Origin of the sequence: Microbacterium sp. H1-D42 (assembly GCF_022637555.1) — a bacterium.
Classification (GTDB): Bacteria; Actinomycetota; Actinomycetes; order Actinomycetales; family Microbacteriaceae; genus Microbacterium.
Genome location: NZ_CP093342.1, coordinates 1,081,203 through 1,105,650 on the forward strand (window position 1 = coordinate 1,081,203; position 24,448 = coordinate 1,105,650).

The 24,448-nt window shown below is 67.9% G+C and carries 21 protein-coding genes; 15 read left to right on the forward strand and 6 right to left on the reverse strand.

Features of this window, described 5'->3' with window-relative positions:
- Positions 1 to 22 precede the first annotated feature (22 nt).
- The 3 genes from nrdF (at position 23) to MNR00_RS05165 (ending at position 2,964) form a co-directional block, all read left to right on the forward strand.
- Complete coding sequence (gene nrdF / locus MNR00_RS05155; RefSeq protein WP_241928096.1) at positions 23 to 1,003, forward strand: class 1b ribonucleoside-diphosphate reductase subunit beta; 981 nt, start codon at positions 23 to 25, stop codon at positions 1,001 to 1,003.
- 213 nt (positions 1,004 to 1,216) lie between these two features.
- Positions 1,217 to 2,350, forward strand: coding sequence for an acyl-CoA desaturase (locus tag MNR00_RS05160; RefSeq protein ID WP_347271932.1), 1,134 nt, complete (start codon positions 1,217 to 1,219; stop codon positions 2,348 to 2,350).
- A 110-nt stretch (positions 2,351 to 2,460) separates the two neighbouring features.
- A complete protein-coding gene (locus tag MNR00_RS05165) occupies positions 2,461 to 2,964 on the forward strand; it encodes a GNAT family N-acetyltransferase (protein WP_241928098.1) in 504 nt (167 codons plus the stop codon).
- Positions 2,965 to 3,033: 69 nt separating this feature from the next.
- On the opposite strand, the gene MNR00_RS05170 is transcribed toward MNR00_RS05165, so the two are convergent.
- The gene (locus tag MNR00_RS05170) at positions 3,034 to 3,645 is read right to left on the reverse strand and encodes a TetR/AcrR family transcriptional regulator (protein ID WP_241928099.1); all 612 of its coding nucleotides are present in this window, start codon (positions 3,643 to 3,645) and stop codon (positions 3,034 to 3,036) included.
- A 67-nt stretch (positions 3,646 to 3,712) separates the two neighbouring features.
- Between MNR00_RS05170 and MNR00_RS05175 the strand changes: the two genes are divergently transcribed.
- Positions 3,713 to 6,148 (forward strand): glycoside hydrolase family 3 C-terminal domain-containing protein, encoded by a 2,436-nt coding sequence (locus tag MNR00_RS05175; protein WP_241928100.1) that lies wholly within the window; start codon positions 3,713 to 3,715, stop codon positions 6,146 to 6,148.
- Positions 6,149 to 6,151: 3 nt separating this feature from the next.
- Positions 6,152 to 8,893: a glycoside hydrolase family 3 protein gene (locus MNR00_RS05180; RefSeq protein ID WP_241928101.1), complete on the forward strand. Its 2,742-nt coding sequence runs from the start codon at positions 6,152 to 6,154 to the stop codon at positions 8,891 to 8,893.
- Between the two features lie 87 nt (positions 8,894 to 8,980).
- On the opposite strand, the gene MNR00_RS05185 is transcribed toward MNR00_RS05180, so the two are convergent.
- Both MNR00_RS05185 and pgi read right to left on the reverse strand, forming a co-directional pair.
- Positions 8,981 to 9,361 carry a VOC family protein gene (locus MNR00_RS05185; RefSeq protein ID WP_241928761.1) on the reverse strand — a complete coding sequence of 127 codons (381 nt, stop codon included), beginning with the start codon at positions 9,359 to 9,361 and terminating at the stop codon, positions 8,981 to 8,983.
- Between the two features lie 76 nt (positions 9,362 to 9,437).
- The gene (pgi, locus tag MNR00_RS05190) at positions 9,438 to 11,117 is read right to left on the reverse strand and encodes a glucose-6-phosphate isomerase (protein WP_241928102.1); all 1,680 of its coding nucleotides are present in this window, start codon (positions 11,115 to 11,117) and stop codon (positions 9,438 to 9,440) included.
- 61 nt (positions 11,118 to 11,178) lie between these two features.
- On the opposite strand from pgi, the gene MNR00_RS05195 reads away from it, so the two are divergent.
- From MNR00_RS05195 to MNR00_RS05215, 5 genes are all read left to right on the forward strand, one after another.
- Positions 11,179 to 12,108 carry an aldo/keto reductase gene (locus MNR00_RS05195; RefSeq protein WP_241928103.1) on the forward strand — a complete coding sequence of 310 codons (930 nt, stop codon included), beginning with the start codon at positions 11,179 to 11,181 and terminating at the stop codon, positions 12,106 to 12,108.
- A gap of 28 nt (positions 12,109 to 12,136) precedes the next feature.
- Positions 12,137 to 12,964: a sulfurtransferase gene (locus tag MNR00_RS05200; protein WP_241928104.1), complete on the forward strand. Its 828-nt coding sequence runs from the start codon at positions 12,137 to 12,139 to the stop codon at positions 12,962 to 12,964.
- 42 nt (positions 12,965 to 13,006) lie between these two features.
- On the forward strand, positions 13,007 to 13,408 hold the full coding sequence (locus MNR00_RS05205; protein WP_241928105.1) for a PLDc N-terminal domain-containing protein: 402 nt from the start codon (positions 13,007 to 13,009) through the stop codon (positions 13,406 to 13,408).
- Positions 13,409 to 13,531: 123 nt separating this feature from the next.
- Complete coding sequence (locus MNR00_RS05210; RefSeq protein WP_241928106.1) at positions 13,532 to 14,146, forward strand: helix-turn-helix domain-containing protein; 615 nt, start codon at positions 13,532 to 13,534, stop codon at positions 14,144 to 14,146.
- On the forward strand, positions 14,143 to 15,399 hold the full coding sequence (locus tag MNR00_RS05215) for an MFS transporter (protein WP_241928107.1): 1,257 nt from the start codon (positions 14,143 to 14,145) through the stop codon (positions 15,397 to 15,399). Before MNR00_RS05210 ends, MNR00_RS05215 begins: the two co-directional genes overlap by 4 nt.
- A 9-nt stretch (positions 15,400 to 15,408) precedes the next feature.
- Here MNR00_RS05215 and MNR00_RS05220 read toward each other — a convergent pair whose 3' ends face one another.
- The 3 genes from MNR00_RS05220 to MNR00_RS05230 are packed head-to-tail and all read right to left on the reverse strand — an operon-like array spanning position 15,409 to position 18,208.
- Positions 15,409 to 16,371 carry a DUF1731 domain-containing protein gene (locus tag MNR00_RS05220; RefSeq protein ID WP_241928108.1) on the reverse strand — a complete coding sequence of 321 codons (963 nt, stop codon included), beginning with the start codon at positions 16,369 to 16,371 and terminating at the stop codon, positions 15,409 to 15,411.
- Positions 16,368 to 16,985, reverse strand: coding sequence for a DUF4166 domain-containing protein (locus MNR00_RS05225; RefSeq protein WP_241928109.1), 618 nt, complete (start codon positions 16,983 to 16,985; stop codon positions 16,368 to 16,370). Before MNR00_RS05225 ends, MNR00_RS05220 begins: the two co-directional genes overlap by 4 nt.
- A 35-nt stretch (positions 16,986 to 17,020) precedes the next feature.
- Positions 17,021 to 18,208, reverse strand: coding sequence for an ROK family transcriptional regulator (locus MNR00_RS05230; RefSeq protein WP_241928110.1), 1,188 nt, complete (start codon positions 18,206 to 18,208; stop codon positions 17,021 to 17,023).
- 114 nt (positions 18,209 to 18,322) lie between these two features.
- Between MNR00_RS05230 and MNR00_RS05235 the strand changes: the two genes are divergently transcribed.
- From MNR00_RS05235 to MNR00_RS05255, 5 genes are read left to right on the forward strand one after another with little or no spacing between them, the layout of a single operon-like run.
- Entirely contained in the window at positions 18,323 to 19,429 is a 1,107-nt protein-coding gene (locus MNR00_RS05235; protein ID WP_241928111.1) for a Gfo/Idh/MocA family oxidoreductase, read from the forward strand.
- Positions 19,426 to 20,982 (forward strand): sugar ABC transporter ATP-binding protein, encoded by a 1,557-nt coding sequence (locus tag MNR00_RS05240; RefSeq protein ID WP_241928112.1) that lies wholly within the window; start codon positions 19,426 to 19,428, stop codon positions 20,980 to 20,982. The genes MNR00_RS05235 and MNR00_RS05240 overlap by 4 nt, the downstream gene beginning before the upstream one ends.
- A complete protein-coding gene (locus MNR00_RS05245) occupies positions 20,979 to 22,091 on the forward strand; it encodes an ABC transporter permease (RefSeq protein WP_241928113.1) in 1,113 nt (370 codons plus the stop codon). The genes MNR00_RS05240 and MNR00_RS05245 overlap by 4 nt, the downstream gene beginning before the upstream one ends.
- Positions 22,088 to 23,173, forward strand: coding sequence for an ABC transporter permease (locus MNR00_RS05250; protein WP_241928114.1), 1,086 nt, complete (start codon positions 22,088 to 22,090; stop codon positions 23,171 to 23,173). Before MNR00_RS05245 ends, MNR00_RS05250 begins: the two co-directional genes overlap by 4 nt.
- Positions 23,173 to 24,384 (forward strand): substrate-binding domain-containing protein, encoded by a 1,212-nt coding sequence (locus tag MNR00_RS05255; RefSeq protein WP_241928115.1) that lies wholly within the window; start codon positions 23,173 to 23,175, stop codon positions 24,382 to 24,384. The genes MNR00_RS05250 and MNR00_RS05255 overlap by 1 nt, the downstream gene beginning before the upstream one ends.
- The last annotated feature ends 64 nt before the right edge of the window (positions 24,385 to 24,448 follow it).

A 24,448-nucleotide genomic window follows, 5' to 3' on the forward strand; every position in this document is an offset into this window, starting at 1 on the left:
TTTTTAGAATAGGAACTGTGAAATGACTCCCTCTCCGAAGCTTCAGCTGGTCGACCACGTGCAGGCGATCAACTGGAACCGCATCGAGGACGAGAAGGACCTCGAGGTCTGGAACCGTCTGACCGGCAACTTCTGGCTGCCTGAGAAGGTGCCGCTGTCGAACGACATCCAGTCGTGGAACACGCTGACACCAGACGAGCAGCTGCTGACCATGCGCGTGTTCACCGGTCTGACGCTGCTGGACACCATCCAGGGCACGGTCGGCGCCGTCTCGCTGATCCCGGACGCACTGACCCCGCACGAGGAGGCGGTGTACACCAACATCGCCTTCATGGAGTCGGTGCACGCGAAGAGCTACTCGTCGATCTTCTCGACCCTCGCGTCGACGAAGGAGATCGACGAGGCGTTCCGCTGGTCTGTCGAGAACCAGAACCTGCAGAAGAAGGCGCAGATCATCGTCGACTACTACCGTGGTGACGACCCGCTCAAGCGCAAGGTCGCCTCCACGCTGCTGGAGTCGTTCCTGTTCTACTCTGGCTTCTACCTGCCGATCTACTGGTCGTCGAAGGCGAAGCTGACGAACACTGCCGACCTCATCCGCCTCATCATCCGTGACGAGGCCGTGCACGGCTACTACATCGGCTACAAGTACCAGCGCGGACTCGAGACCGAGACGCCGGAGCGCCGCGAGGAGCTCAAGGAGTACACGTTCAACCTGATGTACGAGCTCTACGAGAACGAGGTGCAGTACACGCAGGACCTCTACGACGGCGTCGGCCTGACCGAGGACGTCAAGAAGTTCCTGCACTACAACGCCAACAAGGCCCTGATGAACCTGGGCTATGAGGCGATGTTCCCCTCGACCGTCACCAACGTGAACCCGGCGATCCTCTCGGCCCTGTCGCCGAACTCCGACGAGAACCACGACTTCTTCTCGGGCTCGGGCTCGTCCTACGTCATCGGCAAGGCCGAAGCCACCGAAGACGACGACTGGGACTTCTGAAGCCCATCGGACAGACGAAGAATCCCCCGGTGGCCGCTCGAGAGGAGCGGCCACCGGGGCATTCTTCGCTGAGCGTCGGCCGGCCCGGCGGAGACTGCCGCGGTGTCCCTCGACGTATGCCTTTCGCCGTATGTCGCCCCGCGTACGCTGGGGTCAGCGATCGGCATCTGCCCTTGGCTTCCAAAGCTCAAGGGCTCCGATCGGCAGGAGAACATCATCTCCCAGACGCAAGTCGACGCGACAACTCAGATTGACGCGACGGAAACGACACAAGGTCCGATTCGACAGACCTACTCCGGCAACGCGGACTTCCCTCCCATGGCGAAGGCGTACAAGGACGTACTGAACGTCGTCCGTGACACCGGCCTCCTGGGCCGCACTCCGGTGTTCTACGCGCTGGTGGGCGTCGGGATCCTGCTCGGTTTCGGTGGCGTGATCACCGGCTTCATCCTGCTGGGCGACAGTTGGCTCCAGCTGCTCATGGCAGCGGCACTCGGCATCCTGTTCACGCAGGTCGCCTTCCTCGCGCACGAGGCGGCGCACCGGCAGATCCTCAGTTCGGGACCCGCGAACTTTCGGCTCGCCAGGATCCTCGCGGGCATCGTCGGCATGAGCTACTCCTGGTGGGACTCCAAGCACACCAAGCATCACGGCAATCCGAACATGGTCGGCAAGGACCCTGACATCGAGGTCGACACGATCTCGTTCCTCGATGAGGACGCTGCGCGCTCTCGCGGTGTCATCCGCTGGATCACCCAGCGCCAGGGCTGGCTTTTCTTCCCACTGCTGACGCTGGAGGGACTGAACCTGCACCGGCTGAGCTTCGCGCATCTGTTCTCCCGCCAGCCGGTCAAGGGCCGTTGGACAGAACTTGCCATCATCACCGTGCGCTTCGCCGTGCTGCTGGTTCCGCTGTTCCTGCTGCTTCCGCTCGGCATGGCCTTCGCCTTCTACGGCGTGATGGTGGCAGTGTTCGGCGTCTACATGGGCGCGTCGTTCGCGCCGAACCACAAGGGGATGCCGATCATCGCCCCCGGAGCACGCCTGGACTTCTTCTCGAAGCAGGTGCGCACCTCGCGCAACGTGACCGGTGGCTGGTGGGCGACATGGATGTTCGGTGGCCTGAACTACCAGGTAGAGCACCACCTGTTCCCGAGCATGTCGCGCCTGCACCTCTCACGAGCCCGTGAGATCGTGCGCGACTACTGCGTTGCCAACAACGTGCCCTACACCGAGACCACGGTGCTGCGCTCGTACGGCATCGTCATCCGGTACCTCAACCGGGTCGGGCTCGCGGCCCGCGACCCGTTCGACTGCCCGATCACCGCGCAGTACCGCCCCGCCTGAGCGTCTGCACAGACCCTTGACCGCGCCGGAATCGGTCATGAGGTGCGGGCCGCACTGAACTGATCATGATCGCGGCCTGGGATGTCCGAGGTCCGTGGCATTGTGCAGGTATGGACTCGCTGCGACTGCGCCGGTGGACGGCTGATGACATCGATCTGCTGCACGCCGCTAACACTCCTGAGATGACGGTGAACCTGAACGGACCCGAGACGGAGCAGCAGATCGACGAGCGCAACGCTCGTTACCTGCGGTTGGGGGATGCCGGCGAGGCGAGGATGTTCGTCATCATCGATGACGACGACCACAGGCTCGGGTCGATCGGGTACTGGCACGTGGATTGGCGCGGTGAGCCGTCGCTGGAGACGGGATGGTTCGTGCTGCCCGAGGCGCAGGGGCATGGCGTGGCCTCCAGAGCACTCGCGCTGCTCATCGACGACGTTCGCGAGCACCGGAGAGCACGGCGATACCTGACGGCGTTTCCCGCAGTCGGCAATGCCGGCTCGAACGGTGTCTGCCGTCGTGGCGGGTTCGCCCACGTCGGTGTCCTGACCGAGACTTTTCGCGAGGCCGATCTGATCGTCAATGAATGGGTGCTGGATCTGACCGAGGGATGACGTGCCGAACGCCGACCGGTTCGACTACCTGAGCACCGCTGGCATCGCCGGGCCTGTGTGCCTGAAAGCTCAGCTCAACCCGAGCGCGTGACGCAGGGTTCGCTCGACGATCGCAGGCACGTCGAGCTCGCCGGGGTGCAGCGCGCTGTAGACCTGCAGTCCCTCCCAGGTGGCGACGGCGACGGCAGCGCTCTGTTCGGGGGTGAGGCCGTCATCGGCGACAGCGCCGGCGTCGCGCTGCGCACGGATCGCCGATCCGATGATGCCGACGATGATCTCGTGGCGCTCGCGCAGCGCCGCGCGCGCAGGATGATCGGATGCCCCTGCCTCGGCGGACAGCGTGGAGAGCAGCGCGACCAGTCCCGGTGTCTGCTCGTTCTGCCTGGCTACGGCAGCGAACCCGGCGACGATCACCTCGGCGGTGACCTCGTCGGGCAGATCAGCGGGCATGCTCTGTGTGTCGTGCCACTCGAGCACGGCCAGCAGCAGGGCCACCTTGCTGCCGAAATGATGCAGCAGCGTCGAGTGGTCGACGCCCGCTTCGCGGGAGATGGCGCGCAGGGAGGTGCCGTAGAAGCCGGTCTGCGCAAACGCCTCAGCTGCTCGCGCGACGATCAGCTGCTTTGTCGCGTTGCCGGTGGCGTAACCGCGCGCACGCACCGACTCGGGAATCTCGATCACGGAACGCTCCTTCGCTGCCTACCGCTCAAGTTCCACCACGTGGTGGAACTTGAGATAATCTAACAGGATGGGCACTCCAGGCAAAGACGACGCGCGCATCGCGCAGATGACGCTGGCCGAGAAGGCATCCCTCACCTCCGGCGCGAACTTCTGGAACACGAAGTCCATCGACCGTCTCGACGTGCCTGGCATCATGCTGACGGACGGTCCGCACGGGCTGCGCAAGCAGGGTGGCGCCGCCGACCATCTCGGCCTCAACGCCAGCATCCCCGCCACGTGCTTCCCGACAGCCGCCGCGCTTGCAAACAGCTGGGATCGCGAGCTCGTGCACACCGTCGGCGCCACTCTCGGCGCTGAAGCGGCCGCAGAGCACGTGAGTGTTCTGCTCGGCCCCGGCCTGAACATCAAGCGCAACCCGCTCGCCGGGCGCAACTTCGAGTACTTCTCGGAGGACCCGCTGCTGGCAGGCTCGCTGGCCGGTGCTCTGGTGCGGGGCATCCAATCTCGAGGCGTCGCGGCGAGCGTCAAGCACTTCGCCGTGAACAGCCAGGAGACGCATCGCATGAGCGTCGACGAGATCGTCGACGAGCGCGCCCTTCACGAGATCTACCTCGAGGGCTTCCGCATCGCCATCAACGAAGGCGATGCGTGGACCGTGATGAGCGCGTACAACCGCGTCAACGGCGAGTACGCCAACGAGAATGCGCATCTGCTGGACGAGATCCTGCGCAGGCGCTGGGGCTTCGACGGCTTGGTGGTCACCGACTGGGGCGGCAACAACGACCGCATCGCGGGCCTCAGGGCCGGCAACGCACTGGAGATGCCCTCGACCGACGGCGTCACCGATCGCGAGGTCATCCGGGCCGTCGAGAGCGGCGCGCTGGATGAAGCCGTGCTCGACGCCCGAGTAGGCGAGCTGCTCACTCTCATCGAGCGCACCACCTCAGCCGCGGTCGAGGCAGTCGACGACGACGCGCACCACGAGCTCGCTGTCGAGGCCGCGCGGCGCTCGATCGTGCTGCTGAAGAACGACGACGGCATCCTGCCGCTGCGATCGGATGCCCGGCGCATCGCCGTCATCGGCGACTTCGCCGCCCACCCGCGCTATCAGGGCGCCGGCAGCTCGCTCGTGAACCCGACCAGGGTCGACTCGGCACTGGATGCGCTGCGGACTTCCGGTCTCGACGTCATCGGATACGAGGCGGGCTTCAGGCGGATGGACCGCAAGTCCAGCGGCCGCCTTCGTCGTGCCGTGCGGCTCGCGCAGCGCGCCGACACCGTGCTGCTGTTCCTCGGCCTGGATGAATCGGCCGAGGCTGAGGGCGTCGACCGTGCTCATATGCGTCTCGCCCAGAACCAGCTCGCCCTCGTGCGCGAACTCACCGCGCTCGACGTGCCGATCATCGTGGTGCTCGCCGGCGGTGCTCCGGTGGAGCTTCCGTTCGCAGATGACGTCGCCGCGCTCGTGCACTCCTCACTGGCAGGTCAGGGCGGCGGCCGTGCCGTCGTCGACGTGCTGACTGGCGCAGTGAACCCCAGTGGACGCCTCGCCGAAACCTTCCCGGTGAGGTACGAGGATGTGCCGTCGGCGGCATCCTTCGGCAGGACCGAGGCCACCAGCGAGCACCGCGAGCACATCTACGTCGGCTACCGCTATTTCGACAAGGTCGGGATGCCGGTGCGCTTTCCCTTCGGGCACGGGCTGAGCTACACGACGTTCGAGTACACAGCGCTCGCCGCGGGGCCATCTTCCGCCCGGGTCACGGTGACCAACACGGGCGACGTCGCGGGAACCGAGACGGTGCAGCTGTACATCGAGGCGCCGAACCTGGCATCCGACGTCATCCGCGCGCCGCGAGAGCTGCGCGGCTTCGCCCAGGTCGCGCTCGCCCCTGGCGAGACGATGACCATCGAGATCGCGTACGCCGAGCATGCCTTCCATGTCTTCGACGCCGCAGCGGGGGACTGGCGCGTGATCGGCGGCGACTACGCGGTGCTGGTCGGTGCGTCCTCGCGCGACATCCGGCTGCGCTATCCGCTCGCCGTCGCCGGAGAGCGGATGCCCGATGCGGTGGCATCCGACCTTCCGCACTACGTGACCGGCCACGTCGCGAACGTCGACGCCGACGAGTACGCCGCACTGCTCGGCCGCGAACTGCCAGACACGAACTGGCGGGCCGATCGTCTCCTGACCCGCGACGACATCGTCGCGCAGACCAGAGGCCGCGGCGGATTCGCGAGCGTGCTGTACGGACTCATCGACGGCACGAGCCGCCTGCTCATGCGGCTCGGCCGCCCGCTGGCCGCCAACAACACCCGCTTCGCGCTCGACCTGCCGTTCCGCTCGATCGCGCGCCTCTCAGGCGGATCGGTCACCGACGACATGATCGACGGACTGCTGATCGCCGTCAACGGCCGATTCTGGCGCGGTGCGAAGCACTTCATCGGCGCCTGGCGCACCCACAGACGAACCGCGCGGACGCGGACGAAGAAAGAGGACTGAGACGTGGCGACACGCAAAGAGATCAAGCAGGAGGCTGTCGCGCGCGTGAAAGCGGAGCGCGAGGCGAAGCGCGCCTGGCAGGCAGACCTGAAGGCGATGCCTGCGGAGGATCGCAAGGCTGCGAAGGCCGCATACCGCGCCGAGGCAAAGGCCGCGAAGCGCGAGGCGAAGCAGCAGCGCAAGACCGCGCGTGCCGGGATGACCAGGGCCGAGCGCCGTGAGGACAAGCGCCGCGAGCGCGTCCACCGCAAGGTGAAGCACCGTCCCCGTCGGGCGATCGGCTGGACGGCAGCGGTCGCCATCATCGTGGTCATCGCAGTGATCGCGGCGCCGACCGTCGCGGACATCAGCCGGCTGCTCTCGATCAAGGTCGACACCACCACGGCCGAAGGGGCAGCCGCGCGGGAACACGGCGCTGTCGTCGCCGAACAGATCTCCGACGAGGGGATCGTGCTGCTGAAGAACGACGGCGCACTGCCCCTGGCAGCACCGAAGGTCAACGTCTTCAGCTTCGCCTCGTTCAACCTGCGCTACGGCGGCAACGGCTCGGGTGGCTCTGACCAGTCCAGCGCGGTCAGCCTCTACGACGCACTCGAGCAGCAGGGCGTCGAGTACAACCCTGACCTGTACGCGAGCATGCAGGATGCCGGTGCGAAGACCGAAGAGGGATCCAACGGCCTGTTCGCGATCCTCGCCATGTTCGCCGGTGCCGGCGACAAGGGGGAGCCCGCGCCGGACTACCTGACCGATGATGTGATGGCAGCGGCCAACGACTACTCCGACACCGCCATGATCGTGATCGGCAACGACGGCGTCGAGAGCACCGACATGACCGCCGAGCAACTGACGCTGACCGACGAGCAGAAGGCGCTCTTCGAGCGGGTGACCGGCACGTTCGACAACGTCATCGTGGTGGTGAACTCGGGCAACCAGATGGAGCTCGGCTTCCTCGACGAGTACCCGCAGATCACCGGCGCCGTCTGGATCGGCACCCCAGGGCCCCGTGGCGCCGTGTCGCTCGCGAAGGTTCTCACCGGCAACGTCAACCCGTCCGGCCACCTGACCGACACCTACGCGTACGACGTGGACAGCGCGCCGGCGACCGTCAACTTCGGCGACTTCCGCTACAAGAACGCCGATCGCGGATTCCTCGACTACGCGGAGGGCATCTACGTCGGCTACCGCTACTACGAGACCCGCTACGTCGACGACGAGGCCGGCTACCAGGCGGCCGTGCAGTACCCGTTCGGCTACGGGCTGAGCTACACCGACTTCGACTGGACCGCGAGTGCGCCCGTCGTCGCAGACGGCACTGTCAGCGTCGATGTCACGGTGCGCAACACCGGCGACGTCGCAGGCAAGGACGTCGTGCAGGTCTACGGTTCGGCGCCCTACACGCCTGGCGGCGTGGAGAAGTCGGCGATCGAGCTGGCCGGATACGCCAAGACATCGGAACTCGCCCCAGGGGTATCCGAGACGGTGACCGTGAAGTTCGCGCTGCGGGACCTGGCGTCGTGGAACACCGACCAGGGCGCATACGTGCTCGACGCCGGCGACTACGAGTTCTCGGTCTCGACGGACGTGCACTCGCCGATCGCCACATTCACGCACGCGGTGGCCGAGTCTGCTGTGTACGACACCGACGAGACCACCGGCGAGAAGCTGCAGAACCGCTTCGGCTACGCCGAGGGTGACGTGACGTATCTGTCGCGCGCCGACTGGGATGGCACGTACCCCGCAGCCGAGGACCGCGACTACATGGCATCAGAGGCCGTGCTCGAGGCGATGGACCCCGAGATCGAACCCGCCAAGGGCGAGGAGCCGACCTATGGCGCTGACAACGGTCTGAAGCTCGAGGATCTCAAGGACCTCGACTACGACGACGCGAAGTGGGACGAGTTCCTCGACCAATTCACACTCGACGAGCAGATCGAACTCTTCGCGAAGGGATCGTACGAGACCGCGGCCGTCGAACGACTCGGCGTGCCGGCAGCGACCCTGTTCGACAGCCCCTCGGGTCTGAGCTTCTTCTTCGGCAACGTGACCGCTGCCGCCTACCCGACCGAGGTCGTCGTCGCGGCGACGTGGAACGACGCGCTCGCCGTCGCACTGGGCGAGTCGGTCGGCGCCGAGGCCAACGCCTACGGCGTCGAGGGCTGGTACGCCCCGGCGATGAACCTGCACCGCACCCCGATGGGCGGCCGCGACTTCGAGTATTTCTCGGAGGACCCGCTGATCTCGGGCAAGATGGCCGCCGGCATGATCTCTGGAGCACAGAGCAAGAACGTGCTCACCTTCATGAAGCACTTCGCGCTCAACGAGCAGGAGATCAACGCCCGCCTCCCTGGAGTGAACGTCTTCGCCTCGGAGCAGGCGCTGCGGGAGCTGTACCTCTCACCGTTCGAGATCAGCGTGAAGGAGGGCGGCGCCATGGGCGCGATGTCTTCGTTCATCAACATCGGCGGAAGCTGGTCGGGCGGCAACGAGCAGCTTCTGCAGGAGGTGCTGCGCGGCGAGTGGGGCTTCGACGGCGTCGTTTCGACGGATGCTGTCATCGGCGGCTTCATGGACCCGGCGCTCGCCGTTCGGCACGGCAACGACCTGATGCTCGCGATGCTGCCCAGCGCGACCGAGAAGGCGGTCAAGAAGGCGCACGACGAGGACCCGGTGGGCATCGGCAACGGCCTGCGCGACCGGGTGCACGCGGTGATGTACGCCGTGCTGCAGACGGAGCTGTTCCGCTGAGCCGTGACGCGTGACGCCTGACGCCTGACGATGGGGCGGATGCCGACTGGCATCCGCCCCATCATCGTCTCAGTTCTGCGCGGTGTCCTACTGCTGGGCGCTGTAGTCCGGCAGCTCCTGGAGCGTCCAGGTGTTGCCGTCGGGGTCGTCGAACGTGACGAAACGGCCCCACGCCTGCTCGTCGACGCCGTTCGCCTCGACACCCAATCCGCGCAGATGCGCGAGCGCCTCATCGGCGTCCGGCACCACGACCTGGATCGTGTTCTGCTGCCCCGGCTCGAGGCCCTCGCCGAGACCGGTGCCGAACGCGATCGAGCAGGCTGACCCAGGAGGCGTCATCTGCACGAACCGCAGCTCGTCGGTCACTTTCTGGTCATGGTCGGCGTTGAAGCCGATCTTCACGTAGAAATCCTTCGCCCTGTCGACATCGCTGACCGGCACGAAGATGAGTTCGATCTTCCAATTCATCACTTCTGGACCTCCCGATTCGCTCCCCGTGCCGCAACGGTACGCCCTGGCACCGACATTGCAAGGGGCCGGGGCGTCAGCGGCGGTGCGCGGCGTAGTACGCCAGGAGCGCCTTCGTCGACGCGTCCTGCGCGGCGACAGCATCCGCATCGCCCTCGATAGCGGGGGCGATCTGAAGGGCGAGCTGCTTGCCGAGCTCCACACCCCACTGGTCGAACGAGTTGATTCCCCAGATCGTGCCCTGCGTGAAGGTGATGTGCTCGTACAGCGCGATCAGCTGGCCCAGCACCGCCGGCGTGAGCGCCGGGGCGAAGATCGACGTCGTCGGACGGTTGCCCGCAAAGGTGCGTGCCGCGACCAGCGCGCCGGTCGTGCCCTCCGCCTCGACCTCGGACGCCGTCTTGCCGAATGCCAGCGCCTTCGTCTGCGCGAGGAAGTTCGCCAGGAACAGCGCGTGCACGTCCTGCCCGTCGTCCTTCAGCGGGTATGCGGGGTTGACGAACGCGATGAAGTCCGCCGGGATCAACCGGGTGCCCTGGTGGATCAGCTGGTAGAACGCGTGCTGACCGTTCGTGCCGGGCTCACCCCAGAACACCTCGCCGGTGTCGGTGGTGACCGCAGAGCCGTCCCAGCGCACGGACTTGCCGTTGGACTCCATGGTCAGCTGCTGCAGGTATGCGGGAAAGCGGCTCAGCTGCTGCGCGTACGGCAGCACCGCGTGCGTCTGCGAGCCGAGGAAGTTCACGTACCAGACGTTCAGCAGCCCCATCAGCACCGGCACGTTGCGCTCCAGCGGCGTCGTGCGCACGTGCTCGTCGACGGAGTGGAAGCCGGCCAGCAGCTCGCGGAGCGCGTCGGGGCCGAGGGTGATCGCCAGCGACAGGCCGATCGCCGAGTCGACCGAGTACCGGCCGCCGACCCAGTCCCAGAAGCCGAATGCGTTGGCCGGGTCGATGCCGAAAGCCGCGACCTTGTCGAGGGCGGTCGAGACGGCGACGAAGTGATGCGCGACAGCATCGGTCCGGCTCTCGTCCGAGCCGTCGATGGCGTCGGATGCTGACAGGCCGGCCCACAGCCAATCACGCGCGAGGCGCGCGTTGGTGAGCGTCTCGAGGGTTGTGAACGTCTTGGACGCCACGATGAAGAGCGTCGTCTCCGGATCGAGGTCGGCGGTCTTCTGGGCGATGTCGGTGGGGTCGATGTTCGAGACGAAACGCGCTTCGATACCGGCATCCGCATAGGGCTTGAGGGCCTCGTAGACCATGACCGGCCCGAGATCGGATCCGCCGATGCCGATGTTCACGACGTGCGTGACCTTCTTGCCCGTGACGCCCAGCCAGCCACCCGAGCGGACCCGATCGGCGAAGACCGAGAGGGAAGTCAGCACCTCGTGCACGTCGTGATCGATGTCCTGCCCGTCGACGACGAGGGCAGGGGAGGCGCCGGCCGGCCGCCGCAGCGCGGTGTGCAGCACCGCGCGATCCTCAGTGGTGTTGATATGCGCGCCGGCGAGCATCGCGGCGTAGCGCTCCGCGACGCCGGTCTGCTCGGCGAGCCGCACGAGGGCTGCGCGGATCTCTTCGGTGACCAGGTTCTTCGAGAGATCGACGTGCAGGTCGGCCATTGGCAGCGAAAGCCGCTCGACGCGTGTCGGATCACTGTCGAACCAACCCCGCAGATCGGGGGAGAAGCTCTCGCGGATGGCCGACAGCTCGGCCCAGGCGGACGTGGTGGTGGGATCGATCGGCGCGCTCATGTTCTCACGTTAGCGCCGACCGGCGGCGCCGTCGTCGGTGTTGCGCACTAGCGTGGAGAGCATGAAGACCATCCCCTTCGGCCAGAGCACCGCCCCCGCAGTCGTCGCCGGAATGATGCGCATCCCCGACAAGACCGATGCCGAGGTGCGCGAACTGTACGACACCGCCCGCACTGCCGGCATCGACTTCTTCGACCATGCCGACATCTACGGCGGGGCGATGCACGTCTGCGAGGACCGCTTCGCCTCGGCGCTGCAGCTCAGCGCCGCAGAGCGGGCCGAGATCACCCTGCAGACCAAGTGCGGCATCGTGCCGAAAGACCAGATGTTCGACTTCTCGTACGAGCACATCATCACCCAGGTGAACGGCTCGCTGAAGGCGCTGCGCACCGACTACATCGACGTGCTGCTGCTGCATCGCCCCGATGCCCTCGTCGAGCCGGAAGAAGTAGCCCGCGCCTTCGACGAGCTCGCGGCGGCAGGCAAGGTGCGCGCGTTCGGCGTCTCTAATCACACGCCACGGCAGATCGATCTGCTGCGCACCGCTGTGAGCCAGCCGCTGATCGCCAACCAGCTGCAGCTGTCGATCACGCACTCGCCGATCATCGCGCAGGGGATCGCGGCGAACATGTCGGGACAGGAGCAGAGCGTCGTCATCGACGGTGGCGGCATCGTGGAGTACTGCCGCATCAACGGCATCACCATCCAGGCGTGGTCGCCCTTCCAGGCCGGGTTCTTCGACGGCGTCTTCCTCGGCAACCCGAAGCACCCAGAGCTGAACGCCGTCATCGACCGTCTCGCGGCGAAGTACGACGTCGCGCCGATCGCGATCGCGACGGCGTGGATCACGCGTCACCCCGCGCGCATGCAGGTCGTGCTCGGCACCACGACGCCGCAGCGGGTGTCGGATGCCGCCGCCGGCGCCGACATCGAACTGACCCGCCCTGAGTGGTACGAACTGTTCCGCACTGCCGGCCACATCGTCCCCTGATCAGCATCGTCCCCTGAAAGGACCTGTGATGAACCCGCTCATCTCCATCGTCGAGCTGCAAGCCAGCCTCGGTGAGGTCCACGTGCTCGACGCGCGCTGGCAACTCGGCCGCGACGACGGCCGCGAGCAGTTCCTCGCCGGCCACATCCCAGGGGCCGTCTTCGTCGACGTCGAGAACGAGCTGTCGCGGCACGGCGAGCCGCACGAGGGTCGGCATCCGCTGCCGTCCGACGACACGCTCGCCGCCGCGGCCCGACGCTGGGGCCTGCGCACCGGGGTGCCGGTGGTCGTCTACGACGATCATCGGATGCTGGCCGCGTCGCGCGCCTGGTGGGCGCTGCGACGCGCGGGACTGACCGATGTGCGCGTGCTCGATGGCGGCTGGCAGGCATGGCAGTCCGCGGGCGCGGACATCCAGACCGAGGAGGCCGCCATCGCCGAGGGGGACGTCGAGCTCGGCGCCCCGGGCGACCGGGGGATTCTCGACACCGACGCCGCAGCGACCTGGGCGGATGACGGCGTGCTCATCGACGTGCGCGCCGCCGAACGCTACCGCGGCGAGACCGAGCCGCTCGACCCCATCGCTGGACACGTGCCAGGGGCGACGAACCTGCCCATCGCGGGACTGCTCACCGACGATGGGCGCTTCCGCGCAGCATCCGACATCGCCGCCGCGTTCGACAGCGTCGGCGCGACGGACGGCGCCCCCATCGCGGCCTACTGCGGCTCCGGCATCACCGCCGCTCAATTCGCGCTCGCCGGCGCCGTCATCGGGCGTGACGTCACGGTGTATCCAGGGTCGTGGAGCGCCTGGTCGAACACGGACGGCGCCAGGATCGCCACCGGCGAGGGGTGAGAATCGAACCGGGGTGCTCCCCGGCCGGACTACCCTGAGAACATGCCGTTCCTGTTCACTCTGCTCACCATCGGACTGATGGTGTTCGCCGTCGTGGACATCATCCGCCGCGACGATTCGCAGGTGCGGTACATGCCGCGATTCGTCTGGCTGCTGCTGGTCGTGCTGATCCCGCTGCTTGGCGGCATCCTGTGGTTCGCGCTCGGGCGGGAGTACCCGGAGGGCGGCATCCGACTCGGGCGTCCGTCGCGCCGCGACACCACGCAGACGCGGCCATCCGCTCCCGCCGCTCCAGTCGTGCCGCTGGACACGCGCACCACCGAGCAGCAGATCGCCGACCTCGACCGCGAGATCGAGGAGTGGCGACTGCGCGACGAGATCGAGAAGCGCAAGAAGGAGCACGGCGGCGACTCCGCGGCGAACTCCGGAGCCCAGGAGGGCTAGCCTCCGGGGTGGTCCACGTTCCGTGCGGCGGGGCCGAGTGCGGTGCTGCTGGTTTGTTCCGGTATGCACAATATCTATGCAAAGGACTTGTGCACACTCGATCGACGTGTCACGCTGGTGCACATGACCGAGGAGAAGCCCCAGGGGATCAGGCTCGATGAGCGCCAGCTTCGGGTGCTCGCGCACCCCATGCGCGCCCGCATTCCAGGGCTGCTGCGCATCGGCGGCCCCGCGACGGCCACCGACCTCGCACGCCTGCTCGACACGAACTCGGGTGCGACGAGCTACCACCTGCGACAGCTCGCCGAGGTGGGGCTGGTGATCGACACCGGTGAGGGAGTCGGGCGGCGCCGCGAGTGGCGGGCCAGCAGTGACTTCCATTCGTGGGTGCCCTCCGACTTCGATGACCGCCCCGATGCGGCCGCGGCCGTGGGCTGGCTGCAGCGTGCCTACCTGCGCGAGTTCGTCGAGCGTGCGGAGCGATGGGAGGATGCTGCGCCGGAGTGGTCGAAGTCCTGGCGCGACAGTCTCGGCCTCAGTGACTCCTTCGTCGAGGTGACGCCGGCACAGGCGCGGGCGCTCCGAGACGAGATCGACGCGCTCTTCGAGCGGTATCGGCACGCCGGCGCCGGTTCCCCCGACGCGGTGCGGCTGCACGTCACGACGCACGCAGCGCCGCTGTCTCTGACGACGCCTGGCACTCCGTCAGGTGCGTCCGACCCGCACCCGAGCGCATGAACAGGTCACCTCTCACCAGGCGCCAGGCCGAGCGACGCTTCGTGCTGCTCTCGGTCGTGCGGTGGCTGCCGGTCGGCCTGACCATCGGCATGACGGTGCTGCTGCCACTCGAGCGCGGCCTGAGCCTCGCCGAGATCGGCGTGCTGCTCTCGGTGCAGGGCTTCGTCGTGCTCGGGCTGGAGCTGCCCACCGGCGGTCTGGCGGATGCCATCGGCCGGCGCCCGCTGCTGCTGGCGGCATCCGCGCTCGCCGTCGCATCTACGATCGTGTTCCTGACAGCCGAGTCGTTCGCCGTCTTCGCGCTCGCGCTCGTGCTGCAGGGGGTGTTCCGCGCGCTGGACTCCGGTCCGCTGGAGGCCTGGTTCGTCGATGTCGCGCTCGCGGATGATCCCGACGCGCCCTTGGACGTGCCGCTCGGGAGGGCCGCTGCCGCCCTCGGCATCGCGATCGCGGCGGGAGCTGCGGCCGGCGGCGGGCTGGTCGCCTGGCATCCGATCGAGGGCATGTCGGCACTCGTGCTGCCCTTCATCCTCGCGGCCACGCTGTACGCGGTGTCCGGAGTGCTCGTGGCCGTACTCGTGCGCGAGCCGGTGAGGGGACGCGTCACGCTCGCGTTCGCCGTGCGCGAGACGCCGCTCGCCGTGAAGGGCGGCCTTCGGCTGCTCAGACGCTCAGGCGTGCTGCGCGCGCTGGTGATGGTGGAGGTGTTCTGGAGCGTCGCGATGATCGCCTTCGAGTCGCTGACGCCCATCCGCCTCGCCGAGCAGCTCGGCACCGAGAGCGCGGCGGCAGCCGTGTTCGGACCGGCCTCGGCCGTCGCATGGGGACTGTTCGCCGTCGGATCCTCGTCGGTGTCGCTGCTGCGCAGACGACTGGGCACCGCGGGAGCCGCGATCGCCATGCGGGTGGTGAACGGCGTGTTCGTCGTGCTGATGGGGCTGGCCGCCGGCCCAGTCGGGCTGCTGATCGGCTACGGCCTCGCCTACCTCACTCATGGCGCTGCCGGCCCAGTGCACAACGCGCTGCTGCACCGGCAGAGCGGCTCCGAGACCCGCGCCATGGTGCTGTCGATGAACTCGATGATCGCCGGGGGTGCGTACAGCCTCGGACTGCTCGTGCTTATGCCGCTCGCCCAGGTCACGAGCCCTGCCGTCGCGATGGTCGCCGCCGGGGCGTTCAGCATCGTCGGGGCGCTCGGCTACCTGCCGGCGCTGAAGCAGGAGCGCGGCGGCGAGGCCGTCGCGACGGCCTGAGCGGCGCGGTCAGGCCGTGGCCGGCTCCGTGAAGGCGGCGCGCAGCGCCTCCTCGAGCTCCGGATGCCGGAACGCGTATCCCGCGGTCATCAGCCTCTCGGGGAGCACCCACCGGCTCTTCAGGATCAGCTCGGTCTCGGTGCGGATGCCCATGGCGCCGATCTCCAGCATCCACCGCGGGGTCGGCGGGCCGAAACGCACGCCGAGCACGCGCCGCACTGTCGCCATGAAGGTGCGGTTGTCGACCGGGTTCGGCGTGGCGGCGTTGACCGGTCCGTCGAGCTCCGGGTGCTGCTCGAGGAAGTCGATGATGCCCAGCACGTCGTCGACGTGGATCCAGCTGAAGCGCTGACGCCCGCCGCGTGCGCCGGGCCGATGCGCGGTGCCCGCCGCCACTCGCGCTTTCGTCATGGGCCACCAGCCGTCGAGCTGCGTGCCGCCGAGGCCCAGTCGCGCGAGCACCCGAAGTGGGCCGAGCACGCCGGCGTCACCGAGCACGATCGCGGTGCGCAGCGCGACTCGCCGGGTGTGCGGCAGCTCGCGTGCGTACAGCGCGTGCTCCCACGCCTGCGCGACCTCGACCGAGAAGCCGCTGCCGATCTCGCCCTCGGCCTCGGTCATCGGGCGGTCCTCGGCATGCCGGTAGATCGTCGCGGTCGACGAGTTCACCCACAGCGGTGGGGGAGCGGATGCCCGTGCGATCGCCGTGCCGAGCGCAGCCGTGGTGTCCAGACGCGAGCGGAAGATCTCGGAGCGGTTCGCCGGCGTGTAGCGGCAGCTGACGCTCTTGCCCGCGAGGCCGATGACCAGTGCCGCGCCGTCGACGGCCGCATCGATGCCTGCTTGGTCGTCCCAGGTGAGATCGGCGCCCGAGCGCGAGATCGTCACGACCTCGCGACCCTCGGAACGGTACTTGCTCTGCAGGTGCCGCCCGATGAAACCGGAGGATCCGCCGATGACGACGCGGCTCACGACGCGCTCTCCAGGCGGTAGGTGAACACGCCCTGATACTCGTAGAGGCGCCCGAGCAAAGGGGCATCCACGGTGAGTGAGACGCGCTGGCGGCCGGCCTGCTTCTCGGCGCTCTCGCGCAGCCGCACGACCGGGGCGATCAGCCGCGGTATGCGCACGCGCAGTCTTCCGACTCGCAGACCCACCGAGCGGCTGCGCAGCGCGAGGGCATCGCCGTCGACCGACACGTCGAACACGACCGCGAGCGTCACCGGCTCGCCGAGCTGATCGAGCACCCGACCGTGCGATCCGGCGCTCACGGAGTCGCGCATGGTCCAATCCCCGGCGGAAAGGTGCAGAGTCCGTTCGCTGATCGAGCGGCTCGCGACGCCGAGGTTGCGGATCGTGAAGGGCACGTCCTGCTGCCACCCCGCGTACACGACGCCGAACCGCTGCAGGTGACGCAGCACGGGCCACAGCCAGCGTCGCGGTGTGCCGACCTTCTCGAAGACGCCCTCGCCGATCCCGACCTTGCCCCTGGGGACCGCCGAGAAGTACGTCCGCAATGCCGGGTGCAGCTGGCTGCGCTGGCCGCCCAGCGCTCGCAGATAAGGCGACTGCGGGACGTGTTCCATGCTTCGAGGTTATCCCGGAAGGGAGGCCGCGAGAGTCAGTGCCCGGCGGCGGCGATCCTGGCGTCGACGTTCGCGGCAGAGAGCACGTGGCGAGAGACCATGATCGCGGCTCCCAGCACGCCGGAGTGCTCTCCGGCTTGACTCTGCACGATGGTGAGATGCTGCGTGGCCAGCGGGATCGAACGCTGGTAGACGACTTCTCGCACACCGGCGAGCAGGTGCTCTCCGGCGCGGGCGACGAGGCCGCCCAGCACGATGACCGACGGGTTGAGCAGGTTCACGACGGTGGCCAGCACCTCGCCGACGTCCCGTCCGGCCTGCCTGGTCGCCTCGATGGCGGCGGCGTTCCCTGCCCGGACGAGATCGGCGACGTCGGCGCTGCCGGCCGCGTCGACACCCTGGTCGCGCAGCGCCGCGGCGATCGCCGTGCCGCTGGCGATCGCCTCGAGGTCGCGGTCATCGTCGATGGGGCGGATGCTGCCCGCTGCGCGGGGTACCTGCACGTGACCAAGATCTCCGGCGGAGCCCTGCGCGCCGCGCTGCAGCTGTCCGCCGCTGATGAGGCCAGCGCCGATGCCGGTGGCGACCTTGATGAAGATGAGGTCCCTGGTGTGCGGCCAGGAGGTCGCCTGCTCGCCGACGGCCAGGATGTTCACGTCGTTGTCGACGAGCACGGGGACGTCGAAGCGACGCTGCACGTAGCCCGGCACATCGAAGCGGTCCCAGCCAGGCATGATCGGCGGGTTCGTGGGGCGCCCGGTGGAATGCTCGACCGGACCTGGAACGCCGATGCCGACGCCGAGAAGGGGCAGATCGATGCCCTCCAACAGCGTCGTGCCGTCATCGAGCAGGCGGTCGAGCAGCGGCTCGGGTCCGTCGCCGATGTCGATCGGGCGGGTGCTGGCGTCGAGGATGCGCCCTGCCAGGTCGGCGATCGCCACTGTCGCGTGGGTGGCGCCCAGATCGACGGCGAGGCAGACGCCGGCGCGCGGGTTGAAGGCGACCCTGGCAGGCGGACGGCCTCCGGTGGAGGTCGCCTCTCCTGCCGCGTGGATGAGGCCGGCGGCGAGCAGCGCATCGATGCGCGTGGCGACGGTCGAGCGGGAGAGGCCGGTCGATTCGGCGATCTCGGCTTTGGTGCGCGCGCGACCGTCGAGGAACAGCTGGAAGATCTCGCCGGCGCCCGCTGTGCCCGGCGTCGCGGAGCGCATCACGTCGACCATTTCGCCAGTAAACCACACCCCTTAGGTGCAACGCCAAGCATCTTCTGCATGTCAAGAGCATAACTTCTGCATAAGTGCTGGCATAAGTCCGAAATCTGTGTCAGACTCACCGACATGACAACGGATGTCACTCACACCGGCATCGGGACGATCCGATCCGGCATCCTCGGCGGAGGATTCATGGCCCGCGTGCACAGCACCGCGTCCCGTGACGCTGGCGGCGATATCGTCGCCGTCGCGACGTCGACCGCGGCCGGCGGAGCGCGCGCAGCCGCCGCCCTCCGCGCCGAGCGCTCCGCGAGCGACGCGGACGAGATCCTGCACGCCGCAGATATCGACCTCGTGCACATCTGCACACCCAACGCGACGCACGCGCCGTTCGCACTGGCCGCGCTGCGCGCCGAGAAGCACGTCGTGTGCGAGAAGCCGCTCGCGACGACAGTGGCGGATGCCGAAGAGCTGGTCGCCACGGCGAGCGCATCCGATCTCGTCGCCGCCGTGCCGTTCGTCTACCGCTACCACCCGATGGTCCGCGAGGCACGCGCCCGAGTGCGACGCGGCGAGCTCGGCGCCTTGCTGACCCTGGACTGCGCGTACCTGCAGGACTGGATGCTGCTGCCGACCGACGACGACTGGCGGGTCAGTGCCGAGGGCGGCTCCTCCCGCGCGTTCGCCGACATCGGGTCGCACCTGTGCGATCTGATCGAGTTCGTCACCGACGAGCGCATCGCGCGGTTGAGTGCCCGCACCCGCACGGTCTACGCGGACCGCGCAGGGCACGCCGTCGACAACGAGGACATCGCCGCAGTGCTCGTCGAGACCGAGTCCGGGGCGCTCGGCACCCTGCTCATCTCGCAGATGGCCGCAGGGCGCAAGAATGCCCTGGTCATCGAGCTGCACGGCTCGCAGCGTGCGCTGCGCTTCGAACAGGAGCGGCCGGAGCAGCTGTGGCTCGGCGCCCGCGAGGAGACTCTGATGCTGTCCAGGGATCCGGCGACGACCGCCCAGGACTCCGCACGCCTGCAGCGGGTGCCCGCCGGGCATCCGATGGGATATCAGGACGCGTTCAACGGTTTCATGGCCGACGTGCACGCCGCGATCGCAGGCGCAGCGCCGGAGGGGCTGCCGACGTTCGCCGACGGTCTGCGCGCCACGCGCGTCACCGAGGCCGTGCTGCGGTCGGCCGCTGATGGCGGCAGCTGGGTGGAGGTGTCGTCATGAGCGATGTGCTCGACGCGACCAGCGAGGTCGCCGGTGCCGAAGATGAGGTGGTGCTCTCGGTGCGGAGCGTGGGGAAGTCGTTCTTCGGAGTCGAAGTGCTCCGCGGAATCGACTTCGACGTGCGCCGCGGTGAAGTGCACGGTCTGGTCGGTGAGAACGGCGCGGGCAAGTCGACGCTGATGAAGATCATCGCCGGAGTCCAGCCCGCCGACACCGGCACGATCGAGTACCGCGGCCGCGAGGTGCACTACACACACCCGCGGCAGGCGATGGATGCCGGCATCGTCACCGTCTTCCAGGAATTCACCCTGCTGCCGGAGCGCACTGTCGCCCAGAACGTGTTCCTCGGGCGGGAGCCGCGCCGGGGCGGACTCGTCGACAACCGGGCGATGGTGGCTCGCACCCGCGAGCTGCTCGAAGAGCTCGGGGTCGACTTCATCGACCCGCAGGAGCGCGTGCGCTCTCTCACCGTGGCCGAGCAGCAGATCGTCGAGATCGTCAAGGCACTGTCGTTCGACGCGCAGGTGATCTCGATGGACGAGCCCACCGCCGCGCTGAGCGACCGCGAAGTCGAACTGCTGTACGCCATCGTGCGCCGCCTCACGTCGCGCGGCGTCGCCGTGATCTACGTCTCGCACCGCCTCAAGGAGATCTTCGACCTCTGCGATCGCATCACCATCCTCAAGGACGGCAGCCTCGTCTCGACCGATGATGCCGTGGACCTCACGACCGACGAACTCGTGCGGCGCATGGTCGGCCGGTCGATCCAGTCGTACTTCCCCGAACCGTTGGAGGGCACCCAGCGCGGTGCGGCTCGCCTCGAACTGGACGGCAGCGGCAACGCCTTCGTCGACGGGGTGTCGCTCACGCTGCACGCCGGCGAGATCGTCGGCATCGCCGGTCTGCAGGGCTCCGGACGGACCGAGCTCGTCGAGGGCATCTTCGGCGTCCAGGGCTTCACCCGCGGCACGATGCGCGTCGACGGCACCCCGGTGCGCTTCCGAAGCGCCCGCGCCGCGGTGAAGGCAGGACTCGCCCTTGTCACCGAGGATCGCAAGGCGCAGGGACTCGCCCTCGGCCAGTCGGTGCTCGACAACACGCTGCTCGTGATGCGCAGCGTCTTCGCAGGGCGCTCGCGCGCCGCAGCGGTCAACGCCCCCGGCATCCTGAGTGCTCTCGAGATCAGCTCGCGCGGCACCTCGCAAGAGGCGCGGTTCCTCTCCGGAGGCAACCAGCAGAAGGTCGTGCTGGCCAAATGGCTGCTCACCGAGCCGCAGATCGTGCTGTTCGACGAGCCCACCCGAGGGATCGACGTCGGCGCGAAGTACGCCGTCTACATGCTGATGAGGCAGCTGGCGGCAGAGGGGAAGGCAGTGCTGATGGTCTCCAGCGAGCTTCCCGAGGTGATCGGAATGAGCGATCGCATCCTCGTCATGCAGGACGGCGAGCTCGCCGCAGAACTGCCGGCCGGTTCGGCCGAGCACGAGATCCTCGCCGCCGCCACAGGGGCAGCGGGCCACGACAGTCACCGGACGCAGGGAGGGGACCGATGAAGAAGCTCCGCATCGAGGCGCCGGTCATCGTGCTGGCGATCCTCATCCTCGTGCTCATCGTCGGTGCGATCCTCACCGCGAGCGTCGGCCGAAACTTCTTCAGCGACGGCAGCATCCGTGACATCCTCACCGGCATGAGCGTGCTGGGCCTGGTCGCCATCGGTCAGACGCTGGTGATCATCGGCGCCTCCCTGGACCTCTCGGTGGTCTACGTCGTGAGCCTGGCGAGCCTGATCGCCGCGACCACGATGAACGGCAAGGCCGGCAACATCCCGCTCGCTGTCGCGCTCACCTTGGTGGTGTGCGCCGGCATCGGCCTGCTCAACGGCTTCATCGTCACGGTGCTGAAGGTCAACGGATTCATCACGACGCTCGGCGTCGGCCTCATCCTGCAGGGCATCCTGAACACGAACTTCCAGGGTTCGGCGGGCAAGGTGCCTTGGGAGTTCCAGCTGCTCGGCGCGACCGGCATCGGGCCGGTCCCACTGTCGACCATCATCATGATCGCGCTCGCCGCGGTCGTCTGGTTCCTGCTCGGGCGCACGCGCACGGGGGCCCACCTGTTCGCCGTCGGCGGTGACCCCGAGATCGCGCGCCTCTCCGGCGTTCGGACCCGCCCACCGCTGATCGTCGCTCACACCCTGTGCTCGATCTTCGCCGGACTCGCAGGTCTGCTGCTGGCCAGCCGCCTCGGGGTGGGCACGCCGACGGTGGGGCAGCAGGGCGGCTACGACCTGCTCTCCATCGCCGCGGTGGTGCTCGGCGGCACGCTGCTGCTCGGCGGTCGCGGTTCGGTGTGGGGCACGATCGGGGGCGTTGCCATCCTGTCGGTCGTCGACAGCGTCATGAGCGTCATGCAGGTCAATCCGTTCCTGAAGGACGTCGTGCGCGGCGTGGTCATCATCGCCGCCGTCGCCGTCTACAGCCGCCGCGCGGTGATCCGCCGCCGCACGCGCTTCGGACCAGACGGCATACGCAGTGGGTCGGATGCTGACGCCAGAGCCGCGGAACCGGCGATGGCCGCAGCGGCCGCCGACCTCGCCGGCGGCATCGGATCCCTCGAAGGCACCAGACCCACCGACGTCACCAGTGAAGGAGAGAGCCGATGAGCTTCCTGCGCACTCTCGTCAGCCCACGCGGCGCGGTGTTCCTGCTGCTCGTGCTGCTGCTCGTGGCGGTCATGATCCTGAACCCCAACTTCGCAGAGCCCGGCCAGCTGATGCGCTTCATCCAGCGCGTCGCCCCCATCGCGATCGTCGCGATCGGGCAGTACTTCGTCATCGTCGCGGGGGAGTTCGACCTGTCACAGGGGTCGCTCATCACCGCTCAGGTGATCATCGCCGGCAACCTAGTCGGCGACGACGACGCGAAGACGATCCCCGTGCTGCTGCTGATGGTGGTCTTCGGCATCCTCGTCGGTCTCGCCAACGGCGTGCTTACCACGCTGCTGAAGGTGCCCTCCTTCATCGTCACCCTCGGCATGATGCTCGCCCTGCTCGGCGGGGCGATGTGGTGGACAGGGGGAGCGGCCACCGGCAACCCGGCTGACAGCTTCCGGCAGATCGGTCGCGGCGGCATCCGCGATGTGCCCATCCTCGACTTCATCCCGTGGTCTGCACTGATCCTGATCGGCTGGCTGGCGCTCGCCATCTGGATCACCAAGCGCCCACTCGGCAAGCTGATCATCGCGATCGGCGACAACGCCCGCTCGGTCGACTACGCGGGTGGCCGCCGCTCGTGGGTGACCACGCAGGCATTCGTCATCTCGTCGGTGTCGGCCACGATGTCGGCCGTGCTGCTGGTCGGATATGCCGGCGTGCACCCGTCGGTCGGACAGGGCTACGAGTTCATCGCGATCACCGCGGTGGTGCTCGGCGGCGTGGTGCTCGGCGGCGGACGCGGCTGGGTGGTCGCCGCGGCGGCCGGCGCGTTCGTGCTCGAAGCGCTGTTCATGCTGCTGAACATCCTCGGCGTCCCCTCGACGCTGCGCGACGCCGTGCAGGGCGTCATCATCATCGCCGCAGTGGCGTACTCGGCCGTCGCCTTCCGGGCGCGTCGACGGGGCCGCCCCGCACAGTCTTCTCCCGATCAGGGGAAGGAGCCGGATCCGTCGCCCGACGATCCTGCTCGACAGTCCGCGACACCTGCCCTCACCTCCGAGGGATCCACACAGAACAGAGGAGAACAGTAATGCGTCGATCAATGAAGATCGCCACCGCGGGGGTGGCCATCTTCGGTCTCATCGCGTTGGCCGGGTGCACGACCGACCCGTCTGTCGCGCCACCCGAGACCGAAGAGTCCGCAGCGCCCGAGACGCCCAGCGATGAGTGGTTCGACCAGGCGCTGTTCGACAAGCAGTTCGCCGAGCGCGACGTCACCCCCGAGGGTCCGTCGACGGAGCCGTATCTGCAGCACATCAACGCCGAGATGGTCGACACCTCGAAGTTCAAGAGCGAGGGGGCCAAGAAGGCGTGCTTCGCGAACGCGTCGATCTCGAACCCATGGCGCCAGACCGGCTGGATCACCATGAACCAGCAGCTCAAAGTGCTGCAGGACTCCGGCGTCATCAGCGAGATGGAGACCCGCGACGCGCAGGACTCCGACGACACGCAGATCGCCGATATCGACTACTTCATCGCTGAGGGCGGCTGCGACGTCTTCCTCATCTCGCCGAACAGCACGGCCGCCATGACACCGGCCGTGGAGCGGGCCTGCGAGACGGGCAAGCCGGTCGTCGTCTTCGACCGCGGTGTGAACACCGACTGCCAGGTCACGTTCATCCACCCGATCGGCGGCTTCGCCTGGGGCATCGACACGGCCGAATTCCTCATCGACAACCTCGAGAAGGGTGACAAGGTCGTGGCACTGCGGGTCCTGCCCGGCGTCGACGTGCTCGAGCACCGCTGGGCTGGGGCGAAGAAGCTGTTCGAAGAGGCCGGCATCGAGGCCACCGACCACTTCACAGGGGCCGACCCGGCCGAGATCAAGAACATCATCAGCGATGAGCTCGCCAAGGGTGACGTCGACGGAGTCTGGATGGATGCCGGTGACGGTGCCGTCGCGGCCATCGAGGCGTTCGAGGATGCCGGCGTCGACTACCCGGTGATGACCGGCGAGGACGAGATGAGCTTCCTGCGCAAGTGGAAGGAGACCGGCATGACGGCGCTCGCACCGGTGTATTCGAACTTCCAGTGGCGCACGCCGCTGCTCGCCGCGCAGAAGATCTTCGCAGGCGAAGAGGTGCCGAAGGAGTGGGTGCTGCCGCAGAGCCCGATCACCGAGGCGGAGCTCGACGACTACCTGCTGGCCAACGAGGGCATGCCCGACGGGCACTACGCCAAGTTCGGCGGCGAGAACCTGCCCGGCTACCCGCAGGTGTGGCAGGACCGGGTCATCCCGTAAACCGCAGTATCGTGTCCGGCAGTCGGTGGGGGTCGACTGCCGGACACGCCAGCGCACGATAGGA